Here is a 20,702-nt window from a genome sequence, read left to right on the forward strand (position 1 = left end):
ACGAGCAACGCGGGCAAACCAGATGGCCAGCACCGGGCAGTTCCCGTGGCCATCACTGGGCAGTCCTCATGGCCGTCAGCGGGTCATTCCCTGGCCACCTATGGGCAGCTTTTCATGGCCGCTTACAGGGGCGCGGGTGGAGCGGCGGGAGGAAGCCCGCGCAGCGGCAGGAATCCCGCAGACCCCACGGCGAACCGGTACGGGATCTGGTGGTCGATCCCGGTGGCCATCGTCGCAAGCGTCTCGCAGGTGCCTGCGGGGTTGGATCTCATCGGAGACGACTCCGGGGCGGGGACGGCCGCCGTGACCCCGTGGAACGATGTCGGACGTACGTACAAGGTGACCAGCCCGGGTGACCGGGCCCGGCTGTGGCGTAGCGTCCCTCTGGACGTGAGCGCCTCCAGGCGGCACGACTGGCACCGGGTGACCGGGAACCGAGTGGCAGGGGACCGGGAGGGCGGGTCGATGGTTGCACCCGGATCGGAAACGTGGAGCCCAGGAGTGGGATGCGCTCCACCTGACGGCACTCGGCTGCCTCGCCTCCGCCGCGCGCTGCCTGCCCGTCGCCTCGGGCGTCGCGACCGTGCTCGCCGGGTGGAACCCGGGCACGACGCTGTGGCTGACCGACGTCGTCCGACCCGCGCATGCACCCGTGCAGGGGTGGCGCCGGGACCCCGACGACGGCGCGTGGGTCTGGCGTCCAGATGCGCCGGACGACGCTTCCAGGGGAGGAGAACGGCCGGTTCGGCGTGGCCCGGTCGCAGGCTGAGAACCCGCAGCCTCCCGTATCCCGAACGAAAGCACCGCCGGAGGCTCCCGTTTCCCGGACGAAAGTGTCCAGACGACAGAGGACGCGAAGGGGCGGGAGTCCGGACAGCGGAAGGCCCCGCACACCGAGCGGTGTGCGGGGCCTTCTACGTCCGAGAGGATCCGCGGTCAGCCGTCGATCTTCGGGTTGTGCGAGCTCGGGTCGGCGCCCAGCTCGTGGTGGCCGCCGTCCTCGTGGCCGTGCTGGCCGTGGGTGCGGGCCTCCACCAGCTCCTCGCGGGAGACCGGGGCGACGCGATCCTGGTAGAACATGCGGTTCAGGCCGGCACGGGCCTTCTCCAGCGCGCCCACCTTGCCGTTGCGGCCGGGCATGGCCGGCACCGGGCGGCGGTCCTCGAAGGACACCAGGCGGTACAGCTCGTAGTCGGTGAGCTGGCGGTGACGCTCGTGGAAGCCGCCCTCGGGGGACATCTCGATGACGCCGGCCTCGTGGCCGTGGAGCACCAGCTCACGGTCCTTGCGCTGCAGGGACAGGCAGATGCGGCGGGTCACGATGAAGGCGATCACCGGGCCGAGGAAGAACAGCGCGCGCAGCACGTACAGCACGTCGTTCAGGGAGAGGTGGAAGTGGGTGGCGATGAGGTCCGAGGACGCGGCCGCCCACATGACGCAGTACCAGACGACGGCGGCCACGCCGATGCCCGTGCGGGCCGGGGCGTTGCGCGGACGGTCGAGCAGGTGGTGCTCAGTGTTGTCCTTGGTGATCCACCGCTCGATCCAGGGCCAGGTGCACATGCCGACGAGCAGGACGCCGACCGGGATCAGCGGCACGAGCACGCCCATGGGCAGGGACACCGAGGAGCCCCACGGCATCGGGATGTTCCAGAGGAAGGAGTAGTCGCCGATCATGCCCGGCATGAGGCGCAGGGCGCCGTCGAACACGCCGATGTACCAGTCGGGCTGGGTGCCGGCCTGCACCGGGGACGGATCGTACGGGCCGTAGTTCCAGTTGGCGTTGATCGTCACCGTGGAGGCGATGAGCGCGAGCACACCGAACACGATGAAGAAGAAGCCGCCGGCCTTGGCCGCGTACACGGGGCCCACCGGGTAGCCGACCACGTTGTCCTCGGTGCGGCCCGGGCCCGGGTACTGGGTGTGCTTGTGCACGACGACCATGAACAGGTGGATGCCGATCAGCAGCAGGATGGCGGCCGGCACGATCATGATGTGCAGGGCGTACAGGCGGCCGATGACCGAGTGGCCGGGGAACTCGCCGCCGAAGAAGAAGGCGGAGAGGTACGTGCCCACCAGCGGCAGCGACTTCAGGATGCCGTCGATGATGCGCAGGCCGTTGCCGGAGAGCACCTCGTCGGGCAGGGAGTAGCCGGTGAAGCCGGCGGCCCAGCCGGCCATCAGCAGGAAGCAGCCGACCAGCCAGTTCAGCTCACGCGGGCGACGGAACGCGCCGGTGAAGAACACGCGCAGCATGTGGACGGACATGGCCGCCACGAACATCAGCGCCGCCCAGTGGTGCAGCTGGCGCATGAACAGGCCGCCGCGCACGTCGAACGAGATGTCCAGGGTCGAGGCGTAGGCCGCGGACATCTCGATGCCGCGCAGCGGGGCGTAGGCCCCGTCGTAGACGACCTCCGACATGGAGGGGTCGAAGAAGAGGGTGAGGAACGCGCCGGACAGCAGCAGGATGACGAAGCTGTACAGGGCGACCTCGCCGAACATGAACGTCCAGTGGTCCGGGAAGATCTTGCGGCCGAAGAACTTCACGATCGGCGACATGCCCATGCGAGTGTCGACGAAGTTGGCGATGCGGCCGGTCGTGGTCGCCGGCTGGAACTCATTCACGGTGGTGCTCATAGGTGTCAGCCACGCTCCCAGTAGACAGGCCCGACGGGCTCATGGAAATCGCTCTGGGCCACGAGGTAGCCCTCATCGTCCACGGTGATCGGCAGCTGCGGCAGCGCGTGGCTGGCCGGGCCGAAGATGACCTTGCACTCCTGCGTCAGGTCGAAGGTCGACTGGTGGCAGGGGCAGAGCAGGTGGTGGGTGTGCTGCTCGTACAGGGCGATCGGGCAGCCCACGTGCGTGCAGACCTTGGAGTAGGCGAAGATCCCGTCCACGTTCCAGTCCTCGCGACCCGGGGTGATCTTCACCTTGGCCGGGTCGAGGCGCATGAGCAGGACGACGGCCTTGGCCTTCTGGTTGAGCTTGTCAGGGCCCAGGTCGTTCAGGCCGTCGGGGATGACGTGCACGGCGGAGCCGAGCGTGACGTCCGAGGCCTTGATGGGGGAGCCGGTGGGGTCGCGCACGAGGCGCACGCCCTCGGCCCACATGGTGTGACGCAGACGCTCCGGACCGAAGTTGTGGATCTCCTCATCTGAGAAGTTGTCCGAGTCGTCCAGATCGCGGAACACGGCGATGAACGGCAGGGGGGCCAGCAGGGCGGCACCGATCAGGGTGTTGCGCAGCAGGGGGCGGCGCTTGATCTGCGACTCGTCCAGGATCTCGGAGATCATCCCGGTGGCGGCCACGCGGTCGTCCTCCGAGCGGATCTCGTGACGGTCCTCCACGGTCTCGTGGTCCGGCATCAGGGTCTTGGCCCAGTGCACCACGCCGATGCCGATGCCGAACATGGCGAGGGCGGTGCCCAGGCCGAGCAGCAGGTTCTGCAGGTAGATCTTGCTGAACGCCTCGCCGTTGCCGATCTGCCCCACACCGAAGTAGCCGATGAAGAAGAGCACCGTGCCCACGATGGAGATGAGGAACATGACCGAGACCTGACGCTCGGCGCGCTTCGCAGCCTTCGGATCCTCATCGGCCAGGCGCGGACGGTGCGGAGGCAGGCCCGGGTTGTCGATCGCGTACCGGGGCGCGTCCTCGCCGGCGTGCTCGAGGGAATCCGAGCGGTGCTCGGTCCCTTCAAAGCCTTTCTCGCCCATATGTCCTGTTTCCTTTACTCGAGTGATGAATGTCGATGACGGGTGGTCGGCGCGCCTGCGCCGACGGGATCAGGAGGACCGGCTGGTGAGCCAGACCATGAAGCCGATGATCAGCGCCAGGCCAGCGGTCCAGATGAACAGGCCCTCGGAGACGGGGCCGAGCGAGCCGAGGGCGAGGCCGCCGGGGGAGCCCTGGTTCTCGATGGTCTTCAGGTAGGCGATGATGTCGCGCTTGTCCTCGGGCTTGATGTTCGAGTCGGAGAACACCGGCATGTTCTGCGGGCCGGTCTCCATGGCCTCGTAGATGTGCTTCTCCTCCACGCCCTGCAGAGAGGGGGCGTACTTGCCGCGGGTGAGCGCACCGCCGGCCGCGGCCGCGTTGTGGCACATGGCGCAGTTGATGCGGAACAGGTCGCCGCCGCGGGTGATGTCCACGTCCTCGTGGTTCACATCCAGGTACTCGTCCTCGGGGACGGCGGGGCCGGCGCCCAGCGAGGCGACGTAGGCGGCGAGCTGCGCCGTCTGCTCGTCGTTGAACTGGTTCGGCTTGACCTGGGCCTGCGGGCCGTTCATCTGCATCGGCATGCGGCCGGTGCCCACCTGGAAGTCGACGGAGGCGGCGCCGACACCGATCAGGGACGGACCGGAGGGACCCCCCGCGGCACCCGTGCCGTGGCACGAGGCGCAGTTCGCGTTGAAGAGCTTCTCGCCCTCGGAGATGTCATCAGCCGAGGCGGCCGCGGTGACCTGCGTGGCCGCCTGCGCCTGGTTCACGGTGCTCGCGACGGAGTACAGTCCGCCGGTCACCAGGAGTCCCAGCAGGAGGAGCGCCAGCCCCATCAGGGGATGGCGTCGGTTCTGCGAAAGTGCCTTCACGGGGGTTTCCTATCGTTCTCTTCCCGGGCGGGCCGCTCATGCTGCCGGCCCGGGCCTGAAGTCGGTGCGGTGAGTGGGGGTCGTCTTACTTCAGGAAGTAGACGATGAAGAACAGGGCGATCCAGACGACGTCCACGAAGTGCCAGTAGTAGGACACGACGATCGCCGACGTCGCCTCGTGGTGGCCGAAGCGGCGGGCCATGTAGGCGCGGCCGATGATGAAGAGGAACGCGATCAGGCCGCCGGTCACGTGGATGGCGTGGAAGCCGGTGGTGATGTAGAACGCCGAGCCGTACGCGTTCGCCGCGACGGTCACACCCTCGGAGACGAGAACCGCGTACTCGTAGGACTGCACCGCCACGAAGATCGAGCCCATGATGAAGGTCAGGATGAACCACTCGACCATGCCCCACTTCCCGAACTGCAGGAAGCCGCCGGTGCGGCGGGGCTGAAGGCGCTCGGCGGCGAGGACGCCGAACTGGGCGGTGACGGAGGAGAGCACCAGGATCGTCGTGTTCACCGCGGCGAGCGGGACGTTGAGGATCGCGGTGTGCTCGGCCCAGAGCTCCGGAGACGTGGAGCGCAGGGTGAAGTACATGGCGAAGAGCCCACCGAAGAACATGAGCTCGCTGGCAAGCCACACCATGGTCCCGACCTGCACCATGTTCGGCCGGCTCGGGAGCCCCGTGGTGGGCTGATGGAGAGTGGGGTTAGCTGTGGTCACCCAGCCATTATGGCCCCAAACACCGCCCGGGCGGTAAATCGAACCTACCGTGTCGCAGGACAGGTCGTCAGCACCGTCGGGGGGTTTCAGTGACAGTCGGGGGCTGGCGGCCAGGGGATGTCCAGGTTCACGGCGGGCGGCGCATGACATGGCGCGGTCCCGGGTGCGGCCGGGCCGCTAGGCTCAGTGCGTGAGCACCCCCGAGAACACCGCAGCAGTCCTTGGGACCTCCTGGCCGGAGGTCTTCCGCGCCCTCACCCTCGGTGAGGACCTCAGCGACGACGTCGCCGCGTGGGCCATGGGGGAGATGATGGCCGGCGACGCCACCGAGGGGCAGGTGGGCGGATTCCTCCTCGCCCTGGCCGCCAAGGGCGTGACGGTGCCGGAGCTGCGCGGCCTGACCGAGGCGATGGTCCAGGCGGCGAACCCGGTGCACGTGCCGGGGGAGACCCTCGACGTCGTGGGCACGGGCGGCGACCGCCTGGGGACCGTGAACCTCTCCACGATGTCCTCGCTCGTGGCCGCCGGTGCGGGCGCGCGGATCGTCAAGCACGGGAACCGCGGCGCCTCGTCCACCGCCGGCGCGGCCGACGTGATCGAGGCCCTCGGCGTGGACCTGTCCATGCCGGCCCGGAAGGCCGAGGAGTGCGCCGAGGCCGTGGGCATCACGTTCCTCTTCGCCCAGAACTACCACCCGTCCATGAAGTATGTGGCCCCGGTGCGCAAGCAGCTCGGCGTGCCCACCGTGTTCAACTTCCTCGGCCCCCTGAGCAATCCGGCCCAGGTCACCGCCCAGGCCCTGGGCTGCTCGAGTGAGGCCATGGTCCCGCTGCTCGCCCAGGTGCTCGCGGACCGAGGGGTGCGCGGCTTCGTCTTCCGCGGGGCGGACGGCCGGGACAAGATCACGACGTCGGGGCCGTCGACCGTCATGGAGGTCCGGGACGGTGTGCGCACCCACGAGCTCGACCCCCGCGAGCTGGGCATCGACCTGGCCCCCGTTCAGGCCCTGGCCGGGCGGGACGGCGCCTACAACGCGACCCTCGTCCGCGCTCTGCTGGCGGGGGAGAAGGGTCCGATCCGCGACGCCGTCCTCCTCAACGCGGCCGCGGGCCTGACGGCCTGGGACCGCGACGCGGACGCGCCGCTGATGGAGCGACTGGCGGCCAACATGACGCGGGCCGCCGAGTCGATCGACTCCGGCGCCGCGCGTGACGTCCTGGACCGCTGGGTCGCCTTCTCCCGGTCCTGATGGTGCGACGACGGGCCCTCCCCGGCGAGGTGGGGTCCGTCGTCGAGAAGACGCTCAGGAGTCGAAGCCGAGCGCCCATCCCTCGCCGAGGTCCTCGGACGAGTAGGTCCGGAAGGCCAGCATGGTCTCGGTGTCCTGGATCCCGTCGACCTTGGAGAGGTGGTCGGCGATCACGTCGGCGAGGTCCTCGTAGCGGCGCACCTTGACCATCGCCACCAGGTCCCATGCGCCGGTCACGGAGTAGACCGACCCGACCCCCTCGAGCGCGGCGAGGGTCTCGGCGGTCTCCGGGATGCTGGATTTGTCGGTCTTGATCAAGACGATGGCGGTGACCACGGGCGGTCCTCATTTCCTCGATGCTGTGGGTCCGGTGTCCCCGACGATCCTAGCTGCGCGCCGGGCCCTCACCTCCGGGTGCGGCGCACCAGCCAGGCGGTCACGGCCCGGCGGCCCAGGAGCAGGACGCCCAGCACCCCGAGTGCCACGAGCACGAAGGACACCGGTGCACCACCGAGACCGAAGGCCACGCGCAGGACCATGCCGACCGCCACGGTCCCCAGCCAGACGATCACGCCGTGGGGCCACACGCGGGCCCACGTCCGGTGTCCGGCGGTCACCCCGGTCATGAGGAGGAGGCCCACCAGGAACGGCGCCGCCGTGACCAGCAGACCCAGCGGGCCGCGCTCCGTGGAGTGCTGCCCCTGACCCAGAGCCACGAAGAGGAGGGTGAGCAGGAGGTCGACGGCAAGCGCCGGCAGGGCGCCGCGCGGGGCGCGATGCTCGGCGGGCGCGGCACGACGGGCGGTGGGGGAGGACGTCATGCATCCAGTCTGGCCCACCGCGGAGGATCGGCGCGGAGCGCCCGCTCGAGGGAGTCTGTGGACGGGACCTACGACAAAATCCCATCTTTGTCGGAGCTAGGCTCTCCGTATGGTGTCCGTACATCTGGTGCCCATCCGACCGACCGCCGCCACGGCCGACGACGCCCGACGTCTGGCAGCCGCGCTGCTCGACGATCCCCGCCCGGGCGCAGCTGTGATCTCGGCGGCGTGGCATATCGACGAAACCGATGCGACGCCGCACGACGGTGAGCTGGCCGTCACTCTCGACGGCATGGCGGCGGGGGTGGGCCTGGCACTGTGGGCCGTGCGGTCTGGGTCCTGGGCGGTGCTGCTGGATCCAGAGGGCAACTACGACAAGCAGTCAGCCTTGTCACATATCACAGCAGGGGAGCGGCGCCGCGCCCGGCGAGCACCGGGACGGCTGGTGCTGCCGCACGGACGACGCCCGGGCCGCGCCTCGGAGACCGGCCGAGAGGCTGATCTGCGCTGTGCAGAGGCCACCCTGCAGCTGGTCGCCACGGTGGAACGGCGCCGGTCCGATGACCAGCATGCGGCGGGGCGGCTGGTGGAAGCCGGCGCCAGTCAGCGAGAGGCGGCGGCGGAGCTCGGGATCAGTCAGCAGGCCGTCCATTCCCGGTTGCGGCACGGGCTCTGGCACGAGAGCCGGACGGCCGTGGCGGCCGTCCTGCCGTTGCTGGAGCGGCTGTCCGCAGACCCGGGGGAGTGAACCCCGGCACGCGGTGTCGGTGCCGCCCGGCGCGGCCACCTGGGCCAGGTCCCGATGCGGCGCGTGCCGTGCAGGCGACCGCCCGAAGGGGAGGCGAAGAACGGGCTAGTTGACATAATGTACATTATCGGCGCAACGCAGAACGGCGGACAGGGACGCCCGCGCGGCGGGTCTCGCGCGTAGCCTGGACCCATGACGATCATGACCGACCAGCGCGACCGCCCCCTGCACGCGACGATCGCCGTCGTCCTGGCCATCGCCACGGCGGGCTACCTGGCTCCGTGGGCCATTGCCGCCGTCCGCGGCCGTTCCAACGTGTGGGCGGTGTTCTGGGTGAACCTGCTCACCGGGTGGACCGTCCTCGGCTGGTGCATCGCGCTGTTCATGTCACTCACCAGCCATCGCCGGCTGCGGTCCTGGGGTCCGCGCGGCCTCTGACCGCGCAGACCGCCCCTCAGGAAAGGCGCGCGACGACGGCCCGCACACCGTCTCCCTCGGCGATGAGGCACCGCGGGCCGTCGACGTCCGCCTCGTTCGTCTCCGACAGCTCGACCGGCACCTCGAGCTCCCCCGTCGCATCGGCGCCGATCACGCGGAGGGTGAGATCCGGGGCGCGCGTCTCGAGGTAGGTCCCGGACTCGTCGTGCATCTCGAGCCGGGCCTGCGGGATCTCGCCGCGCACGGAGGCTGCGAGGATACGGCGCGCCTCCGGGTCGGTGGCGGCGTCCACGACCCAGCGGTGTCCCAGGACGGAGTGCTCCACCTCGGCCACGACGTCCCCCTCGGCGGGTGCGTCGCCTCGGTAGGCGAACGGGGTCTGGTAGAGCCGGTCCCCCACGCGCACGACCATCGACTCGACGCCGATCTCGCCGACGGGATCGTCGAGCCGGTACGAGCCGACCTTCTCGGCGGCCACGTCCTCGGGCAGTCCGTGCGCCACGAGGCGGCGGCGGATCCATTCGGGCTTGTCCGGGTCCAGGCGTGCGGTGTAGATGAGAGCCATGCCCCGACCGTAGCCCCGACGTCGCTCGCCCGCGAGGGCCCGCCGGCCGGCGGCGCGGCTCAGCCCTGCACGGCCCGCACGGCGTGGTCCATGGCCCGGTAGGCGTCGAGCTCGCGGGCTTCGGCGGCTCCGCCGATCAGACGCACCGACTCCGGCGCGTAGCCCGCGGCCACCAGGTCCTCGACGAGATCCGTCTCGGACTCCTGCCCGGCGCACACGACGACGTCCGTCACGTCCAGGGTCAGCGCCACGCGGGCCTCGGGGTCCTCCGGGGACGGCGCGGTCACGCGCAGGCCGTCGGGGCCGAGGCCCTCGTAGGTCACACCGGAGTGCAGGTGGACCCCGTGCCGCCGCAGCTCGGCGCGGTGCACCCAGCCGGTGGTGGGGCGCAGTCGGACGCCGATCGGTCCGGGGCTGCGCTGGAGCAGGTGGACCTCGCGTCCGGGGTGGGCCGCGGCCGGCTTCGCCAGCTGGCCCGGCGTCTCCGCGGTCAGGGCCACGCCCCAGCGGGCCCGCCAGTGCTCCTGCGTCTCGGGCGTCCCGTCCGGCCGTTCCGTGCCGGCCGCCAGGGCCTCGGCGACATCCACGCCCACGCCGCCGGCGCCGATCACCGCGACGCGCGGACCGACGTCGACGTGGCCCAGGACCACGTCGTCGTACGCATGGACGGCGGGCGCACCCGGCTCCCCCGCCCCGGGCAGAGCGACGGGCCGGGGCCGCACGCCGGTGGTGAGGAGCACCTCGTCGTAGCCTGGCCGCCCATCGTCCGTGAGGAGTGTCTGTGCGGACACCTCCTCCCCGGTCACGAGCGTCACCCCGGATGCCGCCGCGCGGGCCGCCAGGTGCTCCAGCGCGGGACCGAACTCCTCCTTGCCGGGAATGCGGCGGGCGAGCCGGAACTGCCCGCCGGGCTCGGCGTGCCGGTCGAACAGGGTGACCTCGTGCCCGAACCGGGCCGCACGCTCCGCGGCCGTGAGGCCCGCCGGCCCGGCACCGACCACGGCGATCCGGCGCCGGCGGCCGAGGGCCACCGGGACGGGCGCGGCGTACTCCGGCTCCGTCTCCCGCCCGGCGCGGGGGTTCATCAGGCACGAGACCTTGGCCCCGGTGAACACGTGGTCGAGGCAGGCCTGGTTGCAGGCGATGCACGGGGTCAGGGTCCGAGCGCGCGGGTCGCTGATCGCGGCCATCCACTCGGGGTCCGCCAGCAGGGGCCGGGCCAGCCCGACGAGCGCGGCGGCCCCGGACGTCAGCGCCTCCTCCGCCTCGGCGGGGGTGGTGAGCCGGTTGGAGGCGATCACGGGGATGTCGACGGCGGCGGTCAGGTCAGCCGAGGCGGCGAGGAACGCGGCGCGCGGCACGGAGGTCACGATGGTCGGCACACGCGACTCGTGCCACCCGATGCCGGTCATCAGGACGTCCGCTCCGGCGGCCTCGAAGGCCCGGGCGGTGTCCGCGATCTCCGCGCGCGTCTGCCCGTCGGGGACCAGGTCCGCCGCCGAGGTGCGCACCGAGAGCACGCCGCGCTCCCCCAGCGCCTCGCGCACGGCCGCGACCACCGCCGCCGGGAACCGGCGTCGGCGCTCGGCGTCGCCCCCGTACTCGTCCGCGCGTCGGTTCGTCGCCGGGGCGAGGAACTGGTTGAGGAGGTAGCCCTCCGAGGCCATGATCTCCACGCCGTCGTATCCGGCCTCCAGGGCCAACGTGGCCGCGCGTGCGAACGCGTTCACGGTCCGCTCGATGTCCGCGGCCGTCATCTCCCGGGGCGTGTGCCGCGAGATCGGCGCTCGCACCGCGGAGGCCGAGACCAGGTCGGGGCTGGGGGCGTAGCGTCCCGCGTGCAGCAGCTGGGCGAGGATCCTGCCCCCGGCGGCGTGGACGGCGTCCGTGACGACGCGATGGGCGCGCGCGTCCTCCTCGCTGGCGAGCATCCCCCCGCCCAGCGTCACCGTGCCCTCGGGGACGACGCCCAGGCCGCCGGTGACGATGAGTCCGACGCCGCCGCGTGCCCGCTCCGCGTAGAACGCCGCCAGCTGCGGCAGGTCGTCGTGCCGATCCTCCAGTCCCATGTGCATCGAGGCCATGACCACCCGGTTGGGCAGCGTGAGGGGGCCCAGGGTGATCGGCTGGAGCAGGGGCGAGACCGCGACGGGTGAAGATGTCATGCAGCTCACATTACCGGGCGGTAGCTCCCGACTTCCAGGACCGCCTGGGGACACGCTGTGTCCAACGCCACTGCGTAGGGCAGGATGGGGATCACACGTCGACGCGCGGCAGACCCGTCCGCGCACCCGACACGGAGGGGAGCGCACGCATGGAGTGGATCGAGGCGAACGCGGGCTGGCTGTGGCTGGTGCTGGCCGCCGGCCTGGCCGGCGTCGAGCTGCTGACCCTCGACCTCGTCTTCCTGATGATCGCCGCCGGGGCCGGCGCGGCGGGGGTGGTCGCGCTCGTGGGCGGCCCGCTGGCGCTCCAGCTCGCGGCGTTCGCCGCCGTCGCCCTGCTGATGCTCGCCGCCGTGCGCCCCGTCGCCCTGCGCCACCTGCGCAAGGACACCGGCGCCGGCGCCTCCTACCTGGACACGCTCCCGGGGCGTCGCGTCGCGGCCCAGGGCGCGATCACCGGCGACGCCGGCACGCTCGCCGTCGACGGCGACACCTGGTCCGCCCGCGTCGAGCCCGGGGCGCCCGACGTCGCCCCCGGCGACGAGGTGACCGTCCTGCGCATCGACGGGGCCACCCTGGTGGTCCGCCCGCTCCCCCGCATCGACTGGCAGGCGGACGGCGCCTGAGCCGCCCCACGTCCTCGTTCCGACCGCACCGACCGCACCGACCGCACCGACCCCAGAAGAAGGGACCCCGATGGAAACCCTCATCGTCCTCGTCGTCCTCGCCGTCCTCGCGGCGGTGATCGTGGCCTCCTCGGTCAAGATCATCCCGCAGGCGCGGACGGCCAACATCGAACGCCTCGGCAAGTACAACCGCACGGCCGGCGCCGGGCTGACCCTGATCATCCCGTTCGTGGACCGCATGCTCCCGATGGTGGACATGCGCGAGCAGGTCGTCTCCTTCCCGCCCCAGCCGGTGATCACCGAGGACAACCTCGTCGTCTCCATCGACACGGTCGTCTACTTCCAGGTCACGGACGCCAAGGCCGCGACCTATGAGATCGCCAACTACATCCACGCGGTGGAGCAGCTCACCACCACCACCCTGCGCAACGTCGTGGGCGGCATGAACCTCGAGGAGGCGCTGACCTCTCGCGACTCCATCAACTCCCAGCTGCGCGGCGTGCTGGACGACGCCACCACGCGCTGGGGCCTGCGGGTCTCGCGGGTGGAGCTCAAGGCCATCGACCCGCCCATGTCCATCCAGGACTCGATGGAGAAGCAGATGCGCGCCGAGCGCGACCGCCGCGCCGCCATCCTCACCGCCGAGGGCACGAAGCAGGCCGCCATCCTCACGGCCGAGGGCGAGCGCCAGTCCCAGATCCTCTCCGCCGAGGGCGAGGCTCAGGCACGCGTGCTGCGCGCCAACGCCGAGGCCGAGGCGATCGAGGTGGTCTTCGACGCCATCCACTCCGGCGGCGCCGACTCCGAGGTCCTGGCCTACCAGTACCTGCAGTCCCTGCCCAAGATCGCCGACGGCCAGGCCACCACCATGTTCGTGGTCCCCGCCGAGCTCACCCGCGCCCTGCAGGGCCTCGGTGAGGCGTTCGCCCCCGGCGACGGCGACCGCCCCACCCCGGAGCGCGCACCCCGGCGTCGGGACTCCGGGGACCGCGCGGGCGAGCCGGGCGCCGAGCACGTCGGCGTCACCCCGGAGCGCGCGCGTCGGCCGCGTGGGTCCCGCCCCACCACCGCGGACGCCCTGCGCGCCAGCGGCGTCATGGACGCGATGACCGCCGGCGCGGTGACGGCGGAGGACATGCCGCAGACCTCGCTCGACGAGGCCCTGGCCACGCCGCAGGAGATTGAGCCCGACCCGTCGGCCGGCCGCACCCCCGGCACCCGCCCGGCCGGCGAGGCCGACGGGAATGCTGTGGGACACTGAATGGTTCCATCAGTGAGGACGACCCGCCGCGCCTCGATCGGCCCGCGCCCCCGCGCGGGCCTCGGCGCGGCCTGACGAGGAGGAAACGTGAGCGATCGCAGCCTGCGGGGCATGCGCCTGGGCGCGCAGTCCCTGGAGTCCGAGGCCGGCGTCGAGCCCGCCGCCCGGCAGCGGGTGGAGTACCGCACGGAGGACGGCGAGCAGGTGTTCGTGACCTTCTCCGTGGAGGCAGACGTGCCGGCCACCTGGACCTCGAAGACCGGCAAGGAGGCGTTCCTCGTCAGCGGCGAGAAGCCGGCTGAGACCGAGGGCAAGCCCGTGCGCACCCACTGGGACATGCTGCGCGAGCGCCGCAGCCTCGAGGAGCTGGAGGAGACCTACAAGATCCAGCTCAACAAGCTGCGCGCCAGCCGCGGCGAGGACGTCGACGCCTGACCCGCCGCTCCCCCATGCACGACGGGGCCGGATCCGCCATGGATCCGGCCCCGTCGTCGTTCGGGGGCTGTGCGCCTCAGAGGCCGAGGCGGGCGCGCAGGCCCTCCCAGCGCGCAGCCAGGCCCCAGCGGGTCACGTTGACCACGGCCTCGCCGATGATGCCGCCGCTCATCTTGGACTCGCCGAGCTCACGCTCCACGAACGTGATCGGGACCTCGACGATCCGCTTGCCGAGCCGGGCCGTGCGGAAGGTCATGTCCACCTGGAACCCGTAGCCCTTGGACTCGATCGCGTCCAGGTCGATCGCACGGAGCGTGTCGGCCCGGTAGGCGCGGTAGCCCGCCGTGATGTCCGTCAGGTTGAGGCCGAGCATGATCCGCGGGTACAGGGAGCCGGCCCACGAGATCATCTTGCGGGAGGTCGGCCAGTTCACCATCTTGCCGCCCGGCACGCGGCGCGAGCCGATCACCAGGTCCGCGGTGCGGACGGCCTCCAGCAGGCGCGGCAGCTGCTCGGGCTGGTGCGAGCCGTCCGCGTCCATCTCGACCAGGACGTCGTAGCCGCGCTCCAGGCCCCAGCGGAACCCGGCGATGTAGGCGCCGCCCAGGCCGTCCTTGGTGGTGCGGTGCAGCACGTGCACGGAGGGGTCCTCGGCGGCGCGGGCGTCGGCCCAGTCGCCGGTGCCGTCCGGGGAGGCGTCGTCCACCACGAGAACGTCGGACTCCGGGACGGCGTCACGGAGTCGGCCGAGGGTCAGCGGCAGCGACTCGATCTCGTTGTACGTGGGGATGATGGTCAGCACGCGCATGTGCGGTTCTCGCCTTCCGGCCGGGGTCGTGGGGGCGGCCCGCCGGTCGGACGGGCCATCGCATCCGTTCGAGTATAGGAAGCGGAGGTCTCAGGCCGGCGTCGCGGCGTCGTGAGCGTCGCGGGCCACGTCCTCCGCGGCGATCCGGCCGTCCACCCAGGTGGCCCGCCAGCGGGGCAGGGCGGTCTCGGCGTCGAGGGCCGGCAGCAGCGGCGTGCCGGCCCGGGTGTCCGTGCTCCACGCCGCCACCCGGCCGTCCGGCGACTGCACAGCGACCGCGTCGGCGTCCCAGACGCCGAACACGGCCGGGGCCGACACGCTCAGGCGCGGGGCGACGGACAGGCGTGCCGCCGGAGCGTCGGGCAGCGCGCGCAGCGGGGTGCGGGTCGCGGCGGCGAAGGCGGAGCGGGCGGAGATGCGCTCGTCCGGGTCGGGGTGGGACAGCGCCGACCGGACGGCGGCCCACGGGTCCCCGGCCGGGCCGGCGCCCAGGCACACGGTGACGGCGTCGGCCAGCAGGCTCGCCACGGGGGCGTGCAGCACGCCGTCCGCGTCGGGGACGACGGTGGCGCTGACCCCGGCGGCGGCCAGGAAGGCGCGGTCCTCGGCGGTGACCGGGTGGGTGACCACGAGCCGATGGCGCACGCGGCCCAGGGCGGCGGTGCCGAGTTCCTCCGCGACCGAGCGCAGGGCGGTCAGGGCCACGTCCTGGGCGGCGGGCCCGGCGTCCGCACCGCCGTCGGGGACGAGGTAGGCCTGCTCCCCCGCCTGGGTCGAGGCCGTCAGGAGGCCGGTGAGCGTGGCGGGGTCGGTGTCGGTCCCGACGGGCAGCCACACCCCGGCCGCCTCGGCGTCCACGCGGTCGGCGTGCCGGTAGACGACGGTCTGGACGTCCTCGTCGGCGGGCGCGGCGCCCGTGTCCTCGGGCCCGGCCAGGACCGTCACGACGGCGGTGCCGCGGCTCAGCGCGTCCCGCGCGTCCGCGGGCCGGGCCAGCGGCTCGACGAACACGGGCACGACGACGGCGCCGTCGAGGTCCCGCCGTTCGTCACCCGGGTCGGCCACGCGGTCCGCGGAGTCGTCCGCGCCGAGCCAGGCGATCATCCCGTCCCGGACCAGCAGCGCCTGTGCGTACGGGTCCGTCGTCGAGTGGATGATGCCGCGGGTCAACAGGTGTGCGCTCACCCGCCCACCCTAGCCCGTGTCAGTCCTCGTCCGCGCGCGGCGCCGAGGCCGCCGGCAGCGAGGTGGCCACGACGCCGCGGGAGACGAGGTCCGCGGCCCGGCGGCAGGCACGGCTGCGACGGGTGTCCCCGGGGACGTTGGCCAGCTGGCCCAGCACGTCGATGACCTGCCGCGCCCAGCGGACGAAGTCGCCCGCGGCGAGGTCCGCGCCGTCAAGGGTGCGGCGCAGGGTGGCGCCCCGCACCCAGCGGTGCATGGGTGCCACCAGCCCGGGGTCCGTCCGGGGCGTCGGCTCGAGCCGGGCCTGGGCCTCGTCCGTGCGCAGGCGCTCCTCGATGCGCTCGGCGGCCTCCGCGACGCGCGCGAGCCGGGGGGTCGGCATCGGGACCAGTCCGGGCTCGGTCTCCCCCTTGCCCTGGTACACGAGCAGCGCGGCGACGGCGGCCCACTCCTCCGGCGTCAGGCCGTCCATGGCCGGATCCTGCAGCACCAGCGAGGTGAACAGGTCCCGCTCGCCGTAGATCCGGCGCAGGGCCTCGCCGCGCTCCGTGAGCGCCGCACGGGGTGAGGGCGCGTCCTCATGCACGTAGCCGTAGGCGCGCAGCAGACCGACCACGCGGTCGAACGTGCGGGCGATGGTGTTGGTGCGGCCCGCGATGCGCTCCCTCAGGACGGAGACCTCCCGCCGCATGGCCCACCAGCGGTCGCCCCAGCGGGCGTGCTCCTCGCGGTCCTGGCAGCCGTGGCACGGGTGGCGGCGCAGCGCCCGGCGCAGCTCCTCGACCCGGGGCGCGGCCGGGTCCTCCCGGAGGCGGAAGCCCGCCGTGCTGCGGCCTCCGGCGGGCGGGCGGCCCGTGCGCACGGCCTCGCGCATGAGCGCGGCGACGTCCTTGCGCTGCGCGGGCGTCTTCACCTGCACCACCTGGGGCAGGGCGGCGCCTGCCACCGGCTCGACCGGCCCGGCGACGTCGTCCACCGTGATGCGGCGCAGCTGCGCCTTGTCCGTGACGACGCCGACGCGCGGATTCTGGGGGTTGCCGGCGGGGAACACGACGACGGCCCGGCCGAGTGAGCGGCCGGCATCGAGCTCGACGACGTCCCCGACCGCGAGGTTCGCGAGCGAGTCCTTCACGGCGGCCAGGTGGGCTCGACGGCGTCCCTGCGAGCCGGACTTCTCCGCGGCCGCGAGCTCCTTGCGCAGGGTGAGGTACTCGGCGAAGTCGCCGAGGTGACACTGCATGGCCTCCTCGTACTTCTCGAGGCTGGCCTGCTTCGAACGGAGCTCGCGGGCCAGGCCCACCACGGAGCGGTCCGCCTGGAACTGGGCGAACGAGGACTCGAGGATGCCCCGCGCCTGCTCCGCGCCGACCTGCGCCAGCAGATTCGCGGACATGTTGTAGGTGGGCCGGAACGAGGAGCGCAGCGGGTACGTGCGGCGCGAGGCCAGGCGCGCGACGGCGGCCGGGTCCAGCCCAGGACGCCACATCACCACGGCGTGGCCCTCGACGTCGATGCCGCGGCGGCCCGCCCGGCCCGTCAGCTGGGTGTACTCCCCCGGCGTGATGTCGACGTGGTTCTCGCCGTTGAACTTGACCAGCTTCTCGATCACCACGGAGCGGGCCGGCATGTTGATGCCGAGGGCGAGGGTCTCCGTGGCGAACACGGCCTTGAGCGCGCCGGCGGTGAACAGGTCCTCGACGGCCTCCTTGAACGGGGGCAGCATGCCGGCGTGGTGGGCCGCGAAGCCCCGGGACAGGCCGTCCCGCCACGCCCAGAACCCGAGGATCTCCAGGTCCTCGACGGGCAGCAGGCGCGCCGCCTCCTCGACCCGCTCGGCCACGAGCGCCTTCTCCCGCGCCGTGGTGAGGTCGAGCCCGGCCCGCAGGCACTGCTCCACGGCGGCGTCGCAGCCGGTCCGGGAGAAGATGAAGGTGATGCATGGCAGCAGCCCGTCGCGGTCGAGGACCCGGATCATCTCCGGACGCGACGTGGACAGCCGCGGTCCGCGCCGCGGGCCGCCGTCGTGACCGCCCGGCCGACCGGAGACCGGCCGCTCCCGGTCCAGTGCGGACGAGCCGGTCCGGCCCCGGCCGCCGTCGCGACCCGTGTGCCGGCCGCCCCTGGCCCGCGGCACGAAGGCGTTCTACACCTCGCGGTGCTGCTGCCGCCCGGGGCGCCCCCAGTCGGCGCGCTGGAACCGGCGCTCGGCCTCCTCCCCCAGGCGCTTGAGCTCGGGGTTGAGCAGGGCCTCCCCGTCCCGGTCCGCGGCGTCCTCGAAGGCGATGTCCTCGGCGAACAGGTCGTAGAGCCGGCCCCCGGCCATGATGTGCTGCCACAGCGGCACCGGCCGGTGTTCCGAGACGATCACGGTGGTGGCGCCCCGGACCGTGTCGAGCCAGGCGCCGAACTCCTCGGCGTTGGACACCGTGGCGGACAGGGAGATCAGCTGCACGTGCTCGGGCAGGTGGATGATGACCTCCTCCCACACCGGTCCCCGGAACCGGTCGGCGAGGTAGTGGACCTCGTCCATGACGACGAAGCCGAGGTCGATGAGGGTGTCCGACTGCGCGTACAGCATGTTGCGCAGCACCTCGGTGGTCATCACGACGACGGGCGCGTCCGGATTGACGGAGGTGTCCCCCGTGAGCAGGCCGACGTTCTCCGCGCCGTGCACGCGGGCGAGGTCCGCGTGCTTCTGGTTGCTGAGGGCCTTGATGGGGGTGGTGTAGAACGCCTTCGTGCCGCGGGCCAGGGCCAGGTGGACGGCGAACTCGCCGACCACCGTCTTGCCGGCACCGGTGGGCGCCGCGACGAGGACGCCGTGGCCGTCCTCGACCTCGGCGCACGCGCGGCGCTGGAAGTCGTCGAGGGGGAAGCCCACGCGTGCGGCGAACCGGCCGAGCTCGGAGCCGGCATGGTGCCGGGCCGCCCGGGCACGGGCGTAGCGCTCCGCCGGGCTCAGCTCGGGTTCGTCGTGCGGGGTCGCGGACGCGGGATGGTGGGCCATGGCCCCACCCTACTGGCGGGTCCGGACGCCGTCGTGGTCGTGCGTCCGGGCGGGAGGGCCGCCGCGTACGACGCTCAGATCTGATCGAGCGGCTTCGGGCCTTCGGCGAGCTCCGCCTCGACGTCCACCTCGCGCTGCCCCGAGCGGCGGTCACGACGACGGTCCCCCCACAGGCACAGGACGATGGCCACGCCGAAGAGGACGACGAGCGGGATCGCCATGTAGAACATGGAGATGGCGTCCGCACCGGGGGCGGCGATCGCGGCGATCAGCATGATCACGAAGACGGTGATGCGCCAGTGGTGGACGATCGTGCGGCCCGGCAGGATGCCGAGCATGTTCAGTCCCACCAGCAGCACCGGCAGGACCATGGCCACGCCGAACGCGAGGTAGAGACGCGTGACGAAGCTGATGTACACCGACGCCGTCGGGAGGTTCGCGCCGCCCTCGGGAGTGAAGCCCACGAAGAACTGGACGGCCTGCGGCATCACGAGCCACCCCAGCGCGATGCCGAAGATGAACAGGGGCACGGCCGCGGCGATGAAGCCCAGGGCGTACTTCTTCTCGGCCTTCTTCAGACCCGGCACGATGAATGCCCAGATCTGGTAGAGCCAGACCGGGCTGGACAGGATGAGCCCGATGAACATGCTGACCTTGAGCATGAGGTCGAACGGCGAGGCCACCGTGTCATAGGCGACGGCCGCCGTGTGTCCCTGGCTGGCGATCTCCTTGACCGGGCGGAACAGCTCCGCCATGACCGGCTGGTAGACGAGGAAGCCGATCACCATGCCGACGGCGACGGCGAGCGCCGACTTCAGCAGTCGGTTACGCAGCTCCGTGAGGTGCTCGCGCAGCGGCATCTCGCCGGTGGGGTTGTCCCGCCGCTTCCGGCGGCGCCGGGTGCGGCGGGCGACCTCGTCGACCTCGGTCATCGGGTGGGGGTCCTTCCGGCTCAGCGCGGGTCGCGCGGGTCGGTCTCGTCACGCTCGACGACGCGGCCCTCGACCGGCTCGTCCGCGGCGGTGGAGCCGGCGCCGGAGCGCTCGTCCGTGGTGCCCTTGCCCTCGGTGCGCATCTGCTTCACCTCGGAGGAGAAGATGCGCATCGACTGGCCGAGGTTGCGGGCCATCGCGGGCAGCTTCGGCGCCGCGAAGAGCAGGATCGCGAGCAGGATGATGATGACGAGCTGCCAGCCCTGGAGTCCAGCCATGATGAAGGGTCCTTTCGATGGGGTTCCGGGGTCCAGGCTACCGCGCCGGCAGGGCCGCCAGGGCATCGCCCAGCGCGTCCGCCACGGACGCCCGGAGGTCGGCGGGGGCCACCACCTCGACGGCGCCGCCGTGGCGTCCGACCAGCGCGGCCGCCACGCCGGCGTCGGTCAGATGCACCCGGGTGAGCCGGTCGCCGTCGGGCAGGTCGGCCTGGGCGTCCGGGCGGTAGCCGGCGGCCGCGTCGCGGACGGGATGGGCCCAGCGCAGCAGCACCGGCACCCCCGCAGTGTCGTCGGGATGGACCCGCCAGCGCGCGGGCCGGGCCCGGGGCGCGAACGTCTCCCCCGTGGGTGCGGGCGCGCTGATCCGGTCCACCCGGAACACCCGGTGGTCCTCGGCGCGACGGCACCACGCCTGCAGGTAGAGGCGCGCCCCGTCCTGCACCAGGGCCAGCGGCTCCACGTCTCGCTCGGTGAGGGCATCGGCATGCACGGAGCGGTAGGTCAGGTGCACGACGGCCCGCTCCGCCACGGCGGCCAGCAGGGTGCGCACCGTCGCGGGGTCCACGGCCACGTCCCAGTGGGCGGCGACGGCGACCGGGGGCTCGCCGGCGGTGTGCGCCTCGGCCTCCCGGAGGGCGGCGTCGTCCGCGTCGTCCGCATCCGGGGCCCCCGCGTCCAGGACCGCGGCGCGGATCCGGCGCTGGGCGGACCGGGCGGCCTCGCGGTCGGCCTCGTCCAGCACCGGCAGGTCCGCGACCGTCTGCAGGGCGGCGACGAGGCTGTGCGCCTCGGGGCGCGTCAGCCGCACGGGACCGGCCAGGTCGGCGGCGCGCTCCACGTGGACGCGGCCACCGACCTC

General features: G+C 72.5%; 19 protein-coding genes and 1 pseudogene. 6 read left to right on the top strand and 14 right to left on the bottom strand.

Going from position 1 to position 20,702, the window contains the following annotated elements; translation table 11 throughout:
- Positions 1-936: 936 nt before the first annotated feature.
- From J1M41_RS08900 to J1M41_RS08915, 4 genes are all read right to left on the bottom strand, one after another.
- Positions 937-2,640 carry a cytochrome bc complex cytochrome b subunit gene (locus tag J1M41_RS08900; RefSeq protein ID WP_206451600.1) on the bottom strand — a complete coding sequence of 568 codons (1,704 nt, stop codon included), beginning with the start codon at positions 2,638-2,640 and terminating at the stop codon, positions 937-939.
- Positions 2,641-2,645: 5 nt separating this feature from the next.
- Positions 2,646-3,722, bottom strand: a complete 1,077-nt coding sequence (locus tag J1M41_RS08905) for a ubiquinol-cytochrome c reductase iron-sulfur subunit (RefSeq protein WP_036384754.1) — start codon at positions 3,720-3,722, stop codon at positions 2,646-2,648.
- A 69-nt stretch (positions 3,723-3,791) separates the two neighbouring features.
- Positions 3,792-4,598, bottom strand: coding sequence for a cytochrome c (locus J1M41_RS08910; protein ID WP_036315101.1), 807 nt, complete (start codon positions 4,596-4,598; stop codon positions 3,792-3,794).
- An 85-nt stretch (positions 4,599-4,683) separates the two neighbouring features.
- Positions 4,684-5,262, bottom strand: a complete 579-nt coding sequence (locus J1M41_RS08915; protein ID WP_020625607.1) for a cytochrome c oxidase subunit 3 — start codon at positions 5,260-5,262, stop codon at positions 4,684-4,686.
- Between the two features lie 250 nt (positions 5,263-5,512).
- Here J1M41_RS08915 and trpD point away from each other — a divergent pair, with 250 nt between their 5' ends.
- A complete protein-coding gene (gene trpD / locus J1M41_RS08920; protein WP_002854528.1) occupies positions 5,513-6,571 on the top strand; it encodes an anthranilate phosphoribosyltransferase in 1,059 nt (352 codons plus the stop codon).
- 54 nt (positions 6,572-6,625) lie between these two features.
- Here the strand turns inward: trpD and J1M41_RS08925 are convergent, their stop codons facing one another.
- Both J1M41_RS08925 and J1M41_RS08930 read right to left on the bottom strand, forming a co-directional pair.
- Entirely contained in the window at positions 6,626-6,907 is a 282-nt protein-coding gene (locus J1M41_RS08925; RefSeq protein ID WP_002854527.1) for an Lrp/AsnC family transcriptional regulator, read from the bottom strand.
- 68 nt (positions 6,908-6,975) lie between these two features.
- Positions 6,976-7,392 carry a DUF3054 domain-containing protein gene (locus J1M41_RS08930; protein ID WP_073116901.1) on the bottom strand — a complete coding sequence of 139 codons (417 nt, stop codon included), beginning with the start codon at positions 7,390-7,392 and terminating at the stop codon, positions 6,976-6,978.
- Between the two features lie 109 nt (positions 7,393-7,501).
- On the opposite strand from J1M41_RS08930, the gene J1M41_RS08935 reads away from it, so the two are divergent.
- The gene (locus tag J1M41_RS08935) at positions 7,502-8,140 is read left to right on the top strand and encodes a hypothetical protein (protein WP_206451601.1); all 639 of its coding nucleotides are present in this window, start codon (positions 7,502-7,504) and stop codon (positions 8,138-8,140) included.
- A gap of 192 nt (positions 8,141-8,332) precedes the next feature.
- Positions 8,333-8,578 carry a superinfection immunity protein gene (locus tag J1M41_RS08940; protein WP_206451602.1) on the top strand — a complete coding sequence of 82 codons (246 nt, stop codon included), beginning with the start codon at positions 8,333-8,335 and terminating at the stop codon, positions 8,576-8,578.
- 16 nt (positions 8,579-8,594) lie between these two features.
- On the opposite strand, the gene J1M41_RS08945 is transcribed toward J1M41_RS08940, so the two are convergent.
- Complete coding sequence (locus J1M41_RS08945; RefSeq protein WP_206451603.1) at positions 8,595-9,143, bottom strand: hypothetical protein; 549 nt, start codon at positions 9,141-9,143, stop codon at positions 8,595-8,597.
- Between the two features lie 59 nt (positions 9,144-9,202).
- Positions 9,203-11,308 carry an NADPH-dependent 2,4-dienoyl-CoA reductase gene (locus J1M41_RS08950; protein ID WP_206451604.1) on the bottom strand — a complete coding sequence of 702 codons (2,106 nt, stop codon included), beginning with the start codon at positions 11,306-11,308 and terminating at the stop codon, positions 9,203-9,205.
- 149 nt (positions 11,309-11,457) lie between these two features.
- On the opposite strand from J1M41_RS08950, the gene J1M41_RS08955 reads away from it, so the two are divergent.
- The 3 genes from J1M41_RS08955 (at position 11,458) to J1M41_RS08965 (ending at position 13,630) form a co-directional block, all read left to right on the top strand.
- Positions 11,458-11,934: an NfeD family protein gene (locus tag J1M41_RS08955; RefSeq protein WP_122054340.1), complete on the top strand. Its 477-nt coding sequence runs from the start codon at positions 11,458-11,460 to the stop codon at positions 11,932-11,934.
- 70 nt (positions 11,935-12,004) lie between these two features.
- Positions 12,005-13,195, top strand: coding sequence for an SPFH domain-containing protein (locus tag J1M41_RS08960; protein ID WP_036315078.1), 1,191 nt, complete (start codon positions 12,005-12,007; stop codon positions 13,193-13,195).
- An 87-nt stretch (positions 13,196-13,282) separates the two neighbouring features.
- Positions 13,283-13,630 carry an RNA polymerase-binding protein RbpA gene (locus tag J1M41_RS08965; RefSeq protein ID WP_012750883.1) on the top strand — a complete coding sequence of 116 codons (348 nt, stop codon included), beginning with the start codon at positions 13,283-13,285 and terminating at the stop codon, positions 13,628-13,630.
- A gap of 76 nt (positions 13,631-13,706) precedes the next feature.
- On the opposite strand, the gene J1M41_RS08970 is transcribed toward J1M41_RS08965, so the two are convergent.
- The 6 genes and pseudogenes from J1M41_RS08970 to J1M41_RS08995 all read right to left on the bottom strand — a co-directional run.
- Positions 13,707-14,438 (bottom strand): polyprenol monophosphomannose synthase, encoded by a 732-nt coding sequence (locus tag J1M41_RS08970; RefSeq protein WP_036315073.1) that lies wholly within the window; start codon positions 14,436-14,438, stop codon positions 13,707-13,709.
- Between the two features lie 90 nt (positions 14,439-14,528).
- A complete protein-coding gene (locus tag J1M41_RS08975; RefSeq protein WP_041103783.1) occupies positions 14,529-15,623 on the bottom strand; it encodes a hypothetical protein in 1,095 nt (364 codons plus the stop codon).
- Between the two features lie 19 nt (positions 15,624-15,642).
- A pseudogene (locus tag J1M41_RS08980) lies at positions 15,643-18,630 on the bottom strand (DEAD/DEAH box helicase).
- A gap of 74 nt (positions 18,631-18,704) precedes the next feature.
- Positions 18,705-19,562 carry a twin-arginine translocase subunit TatC gene (gene tatC, locus J1M41_RS08985; protein WP_041103787.1) on the bottom strand — a complete coding sequence of 286 codons (858 nt, stop codon included), beginning with the start codon at positions 19,560-19,562 and terminating at the stop codon, positions 18,705-18,707.
- Positions 19,563-19,582: 20 nt separating this feature from the next.
- Positions 19,583-19,840, bottom strand: a complete 258-nt coding sequence (locus J1M41_RS08990) for a twin-arginine translocase TatA/TatE family subunit (RefSeq protein ID WP_002855080.1) — start codon at positions 19,838-19,840, stop codon at positions 19,583-19,585.
- Positions 19,841-19,877: 37 nt separating this feature from the next.
- Positions 19,878-20,702, bottom strand: an 825-nt coding sequence (locus J1M41_RS08995) for a YafY family protein (RefSeq protein WP_206451605.1), incomplete at its 5' end; no start/stop codon positions are given.

Source organism: Micrococcus sp. KRD096, from assembly GCF_017168495.1.
Lineage (GTDB): Bacteria > Actinomycetota > Actinomycetes > Actinomycetales > Micrococcaceae > Micrococcus > Micrococcus luteus.

Bases quoted from the DNA above. Each gene is read 5' to 3' on its own strand.
- J1M41_RS08900 (WP_206451600.1), bottom strand. From the start codon at position 2,640: ATGAGCACCACCGTGAATGAGTTCCAGCCGGCGACCACGACCGGCCGC.
- J1M41_RS08905 (WP_036384754.1), bottom strand. From the start codon at position 3,722: ATGGGCGAGAAAGGCTTTGAAGGGACCGAGCACCGCTCGGATTCCCTC.
- J1M41_RS08915 (WP_020625607.1), bottom strand. From the start codon at position 5,262: ATGGTGCAGGTCGGGACCATGGTGTGGCTTGCCAGCGAGCTCATGTTC.
- J1M41_RS08930 (WP_073116901.1), bottom strand. From the start codon at position 7,392: ATGACGTCCTCCCCCACCGCCCGTCGTGCCGCGCCCGCCGAGCATCGC.
- J1M41_RS08935 (WP_206451601.1), top strand. From the start codon at position 7,502: ATGGTGTCCGTACATCTGGTGCCCATCCGACCGACCGCCGCCACGGCC.
- J1M41_RS08940 (WP_206451602.1), top strand. From the start codon at position 8,333: ATGACGATCATGACCGACCAGCGCGACCGCCCCCTGCACGCGACGATC.
- J1M41_RS08945 (WP_206451603.1), bottom strand. From the start codon at position 9,143: ATGGCTCTCATCTACACCGCACGCCTGGACCCGGACAAGCCCGAATGG.
- J1M41_RS08950 (WP_206451604.1), bottom strand. From the start codon at position 11,308: ATGACATCTTCACCCGTCGCGGTCTCGCCCCTGCTCCAGCCGATCACC.
- J1M41_RS08955 (WP_122054340.1), top strand. From the start codon at position 11,458: ATGGAGTGGATCGAGGCGAACGCGGGCTGGCTGTGGCTGGTGCTGGCC.
- J1M41_RS08960 (WP_036315078.1), top strand. From the start codon at position 12,005: ATGGAAACCCTCATCGTCCTCGTCGTCCTCGCCGTCCTCGCGGCGGTG.
- J1M41_RS08970 (WP_036315073.1), bottom strand. From the start codon at position 14,438: ATGCGCGTGCTGACCATCATCCCCACGTACAACGAGATCGAGTCGCTG.
- tatC (WP_041103787.1), bottom strand. From the start codon at position 19,562: ATGACCGAGGTCGACGAGGTCGCCCGCCGCACCCGGCGCCGCCGGAAG.
- J1M41_RS08990 (WP_002855080.1), bottom strand. From the start codon at position 19,840: ATGGCTGGACTCCAGGGCTGGCAGCTCGTCATCATCATCCTGCTCGCG.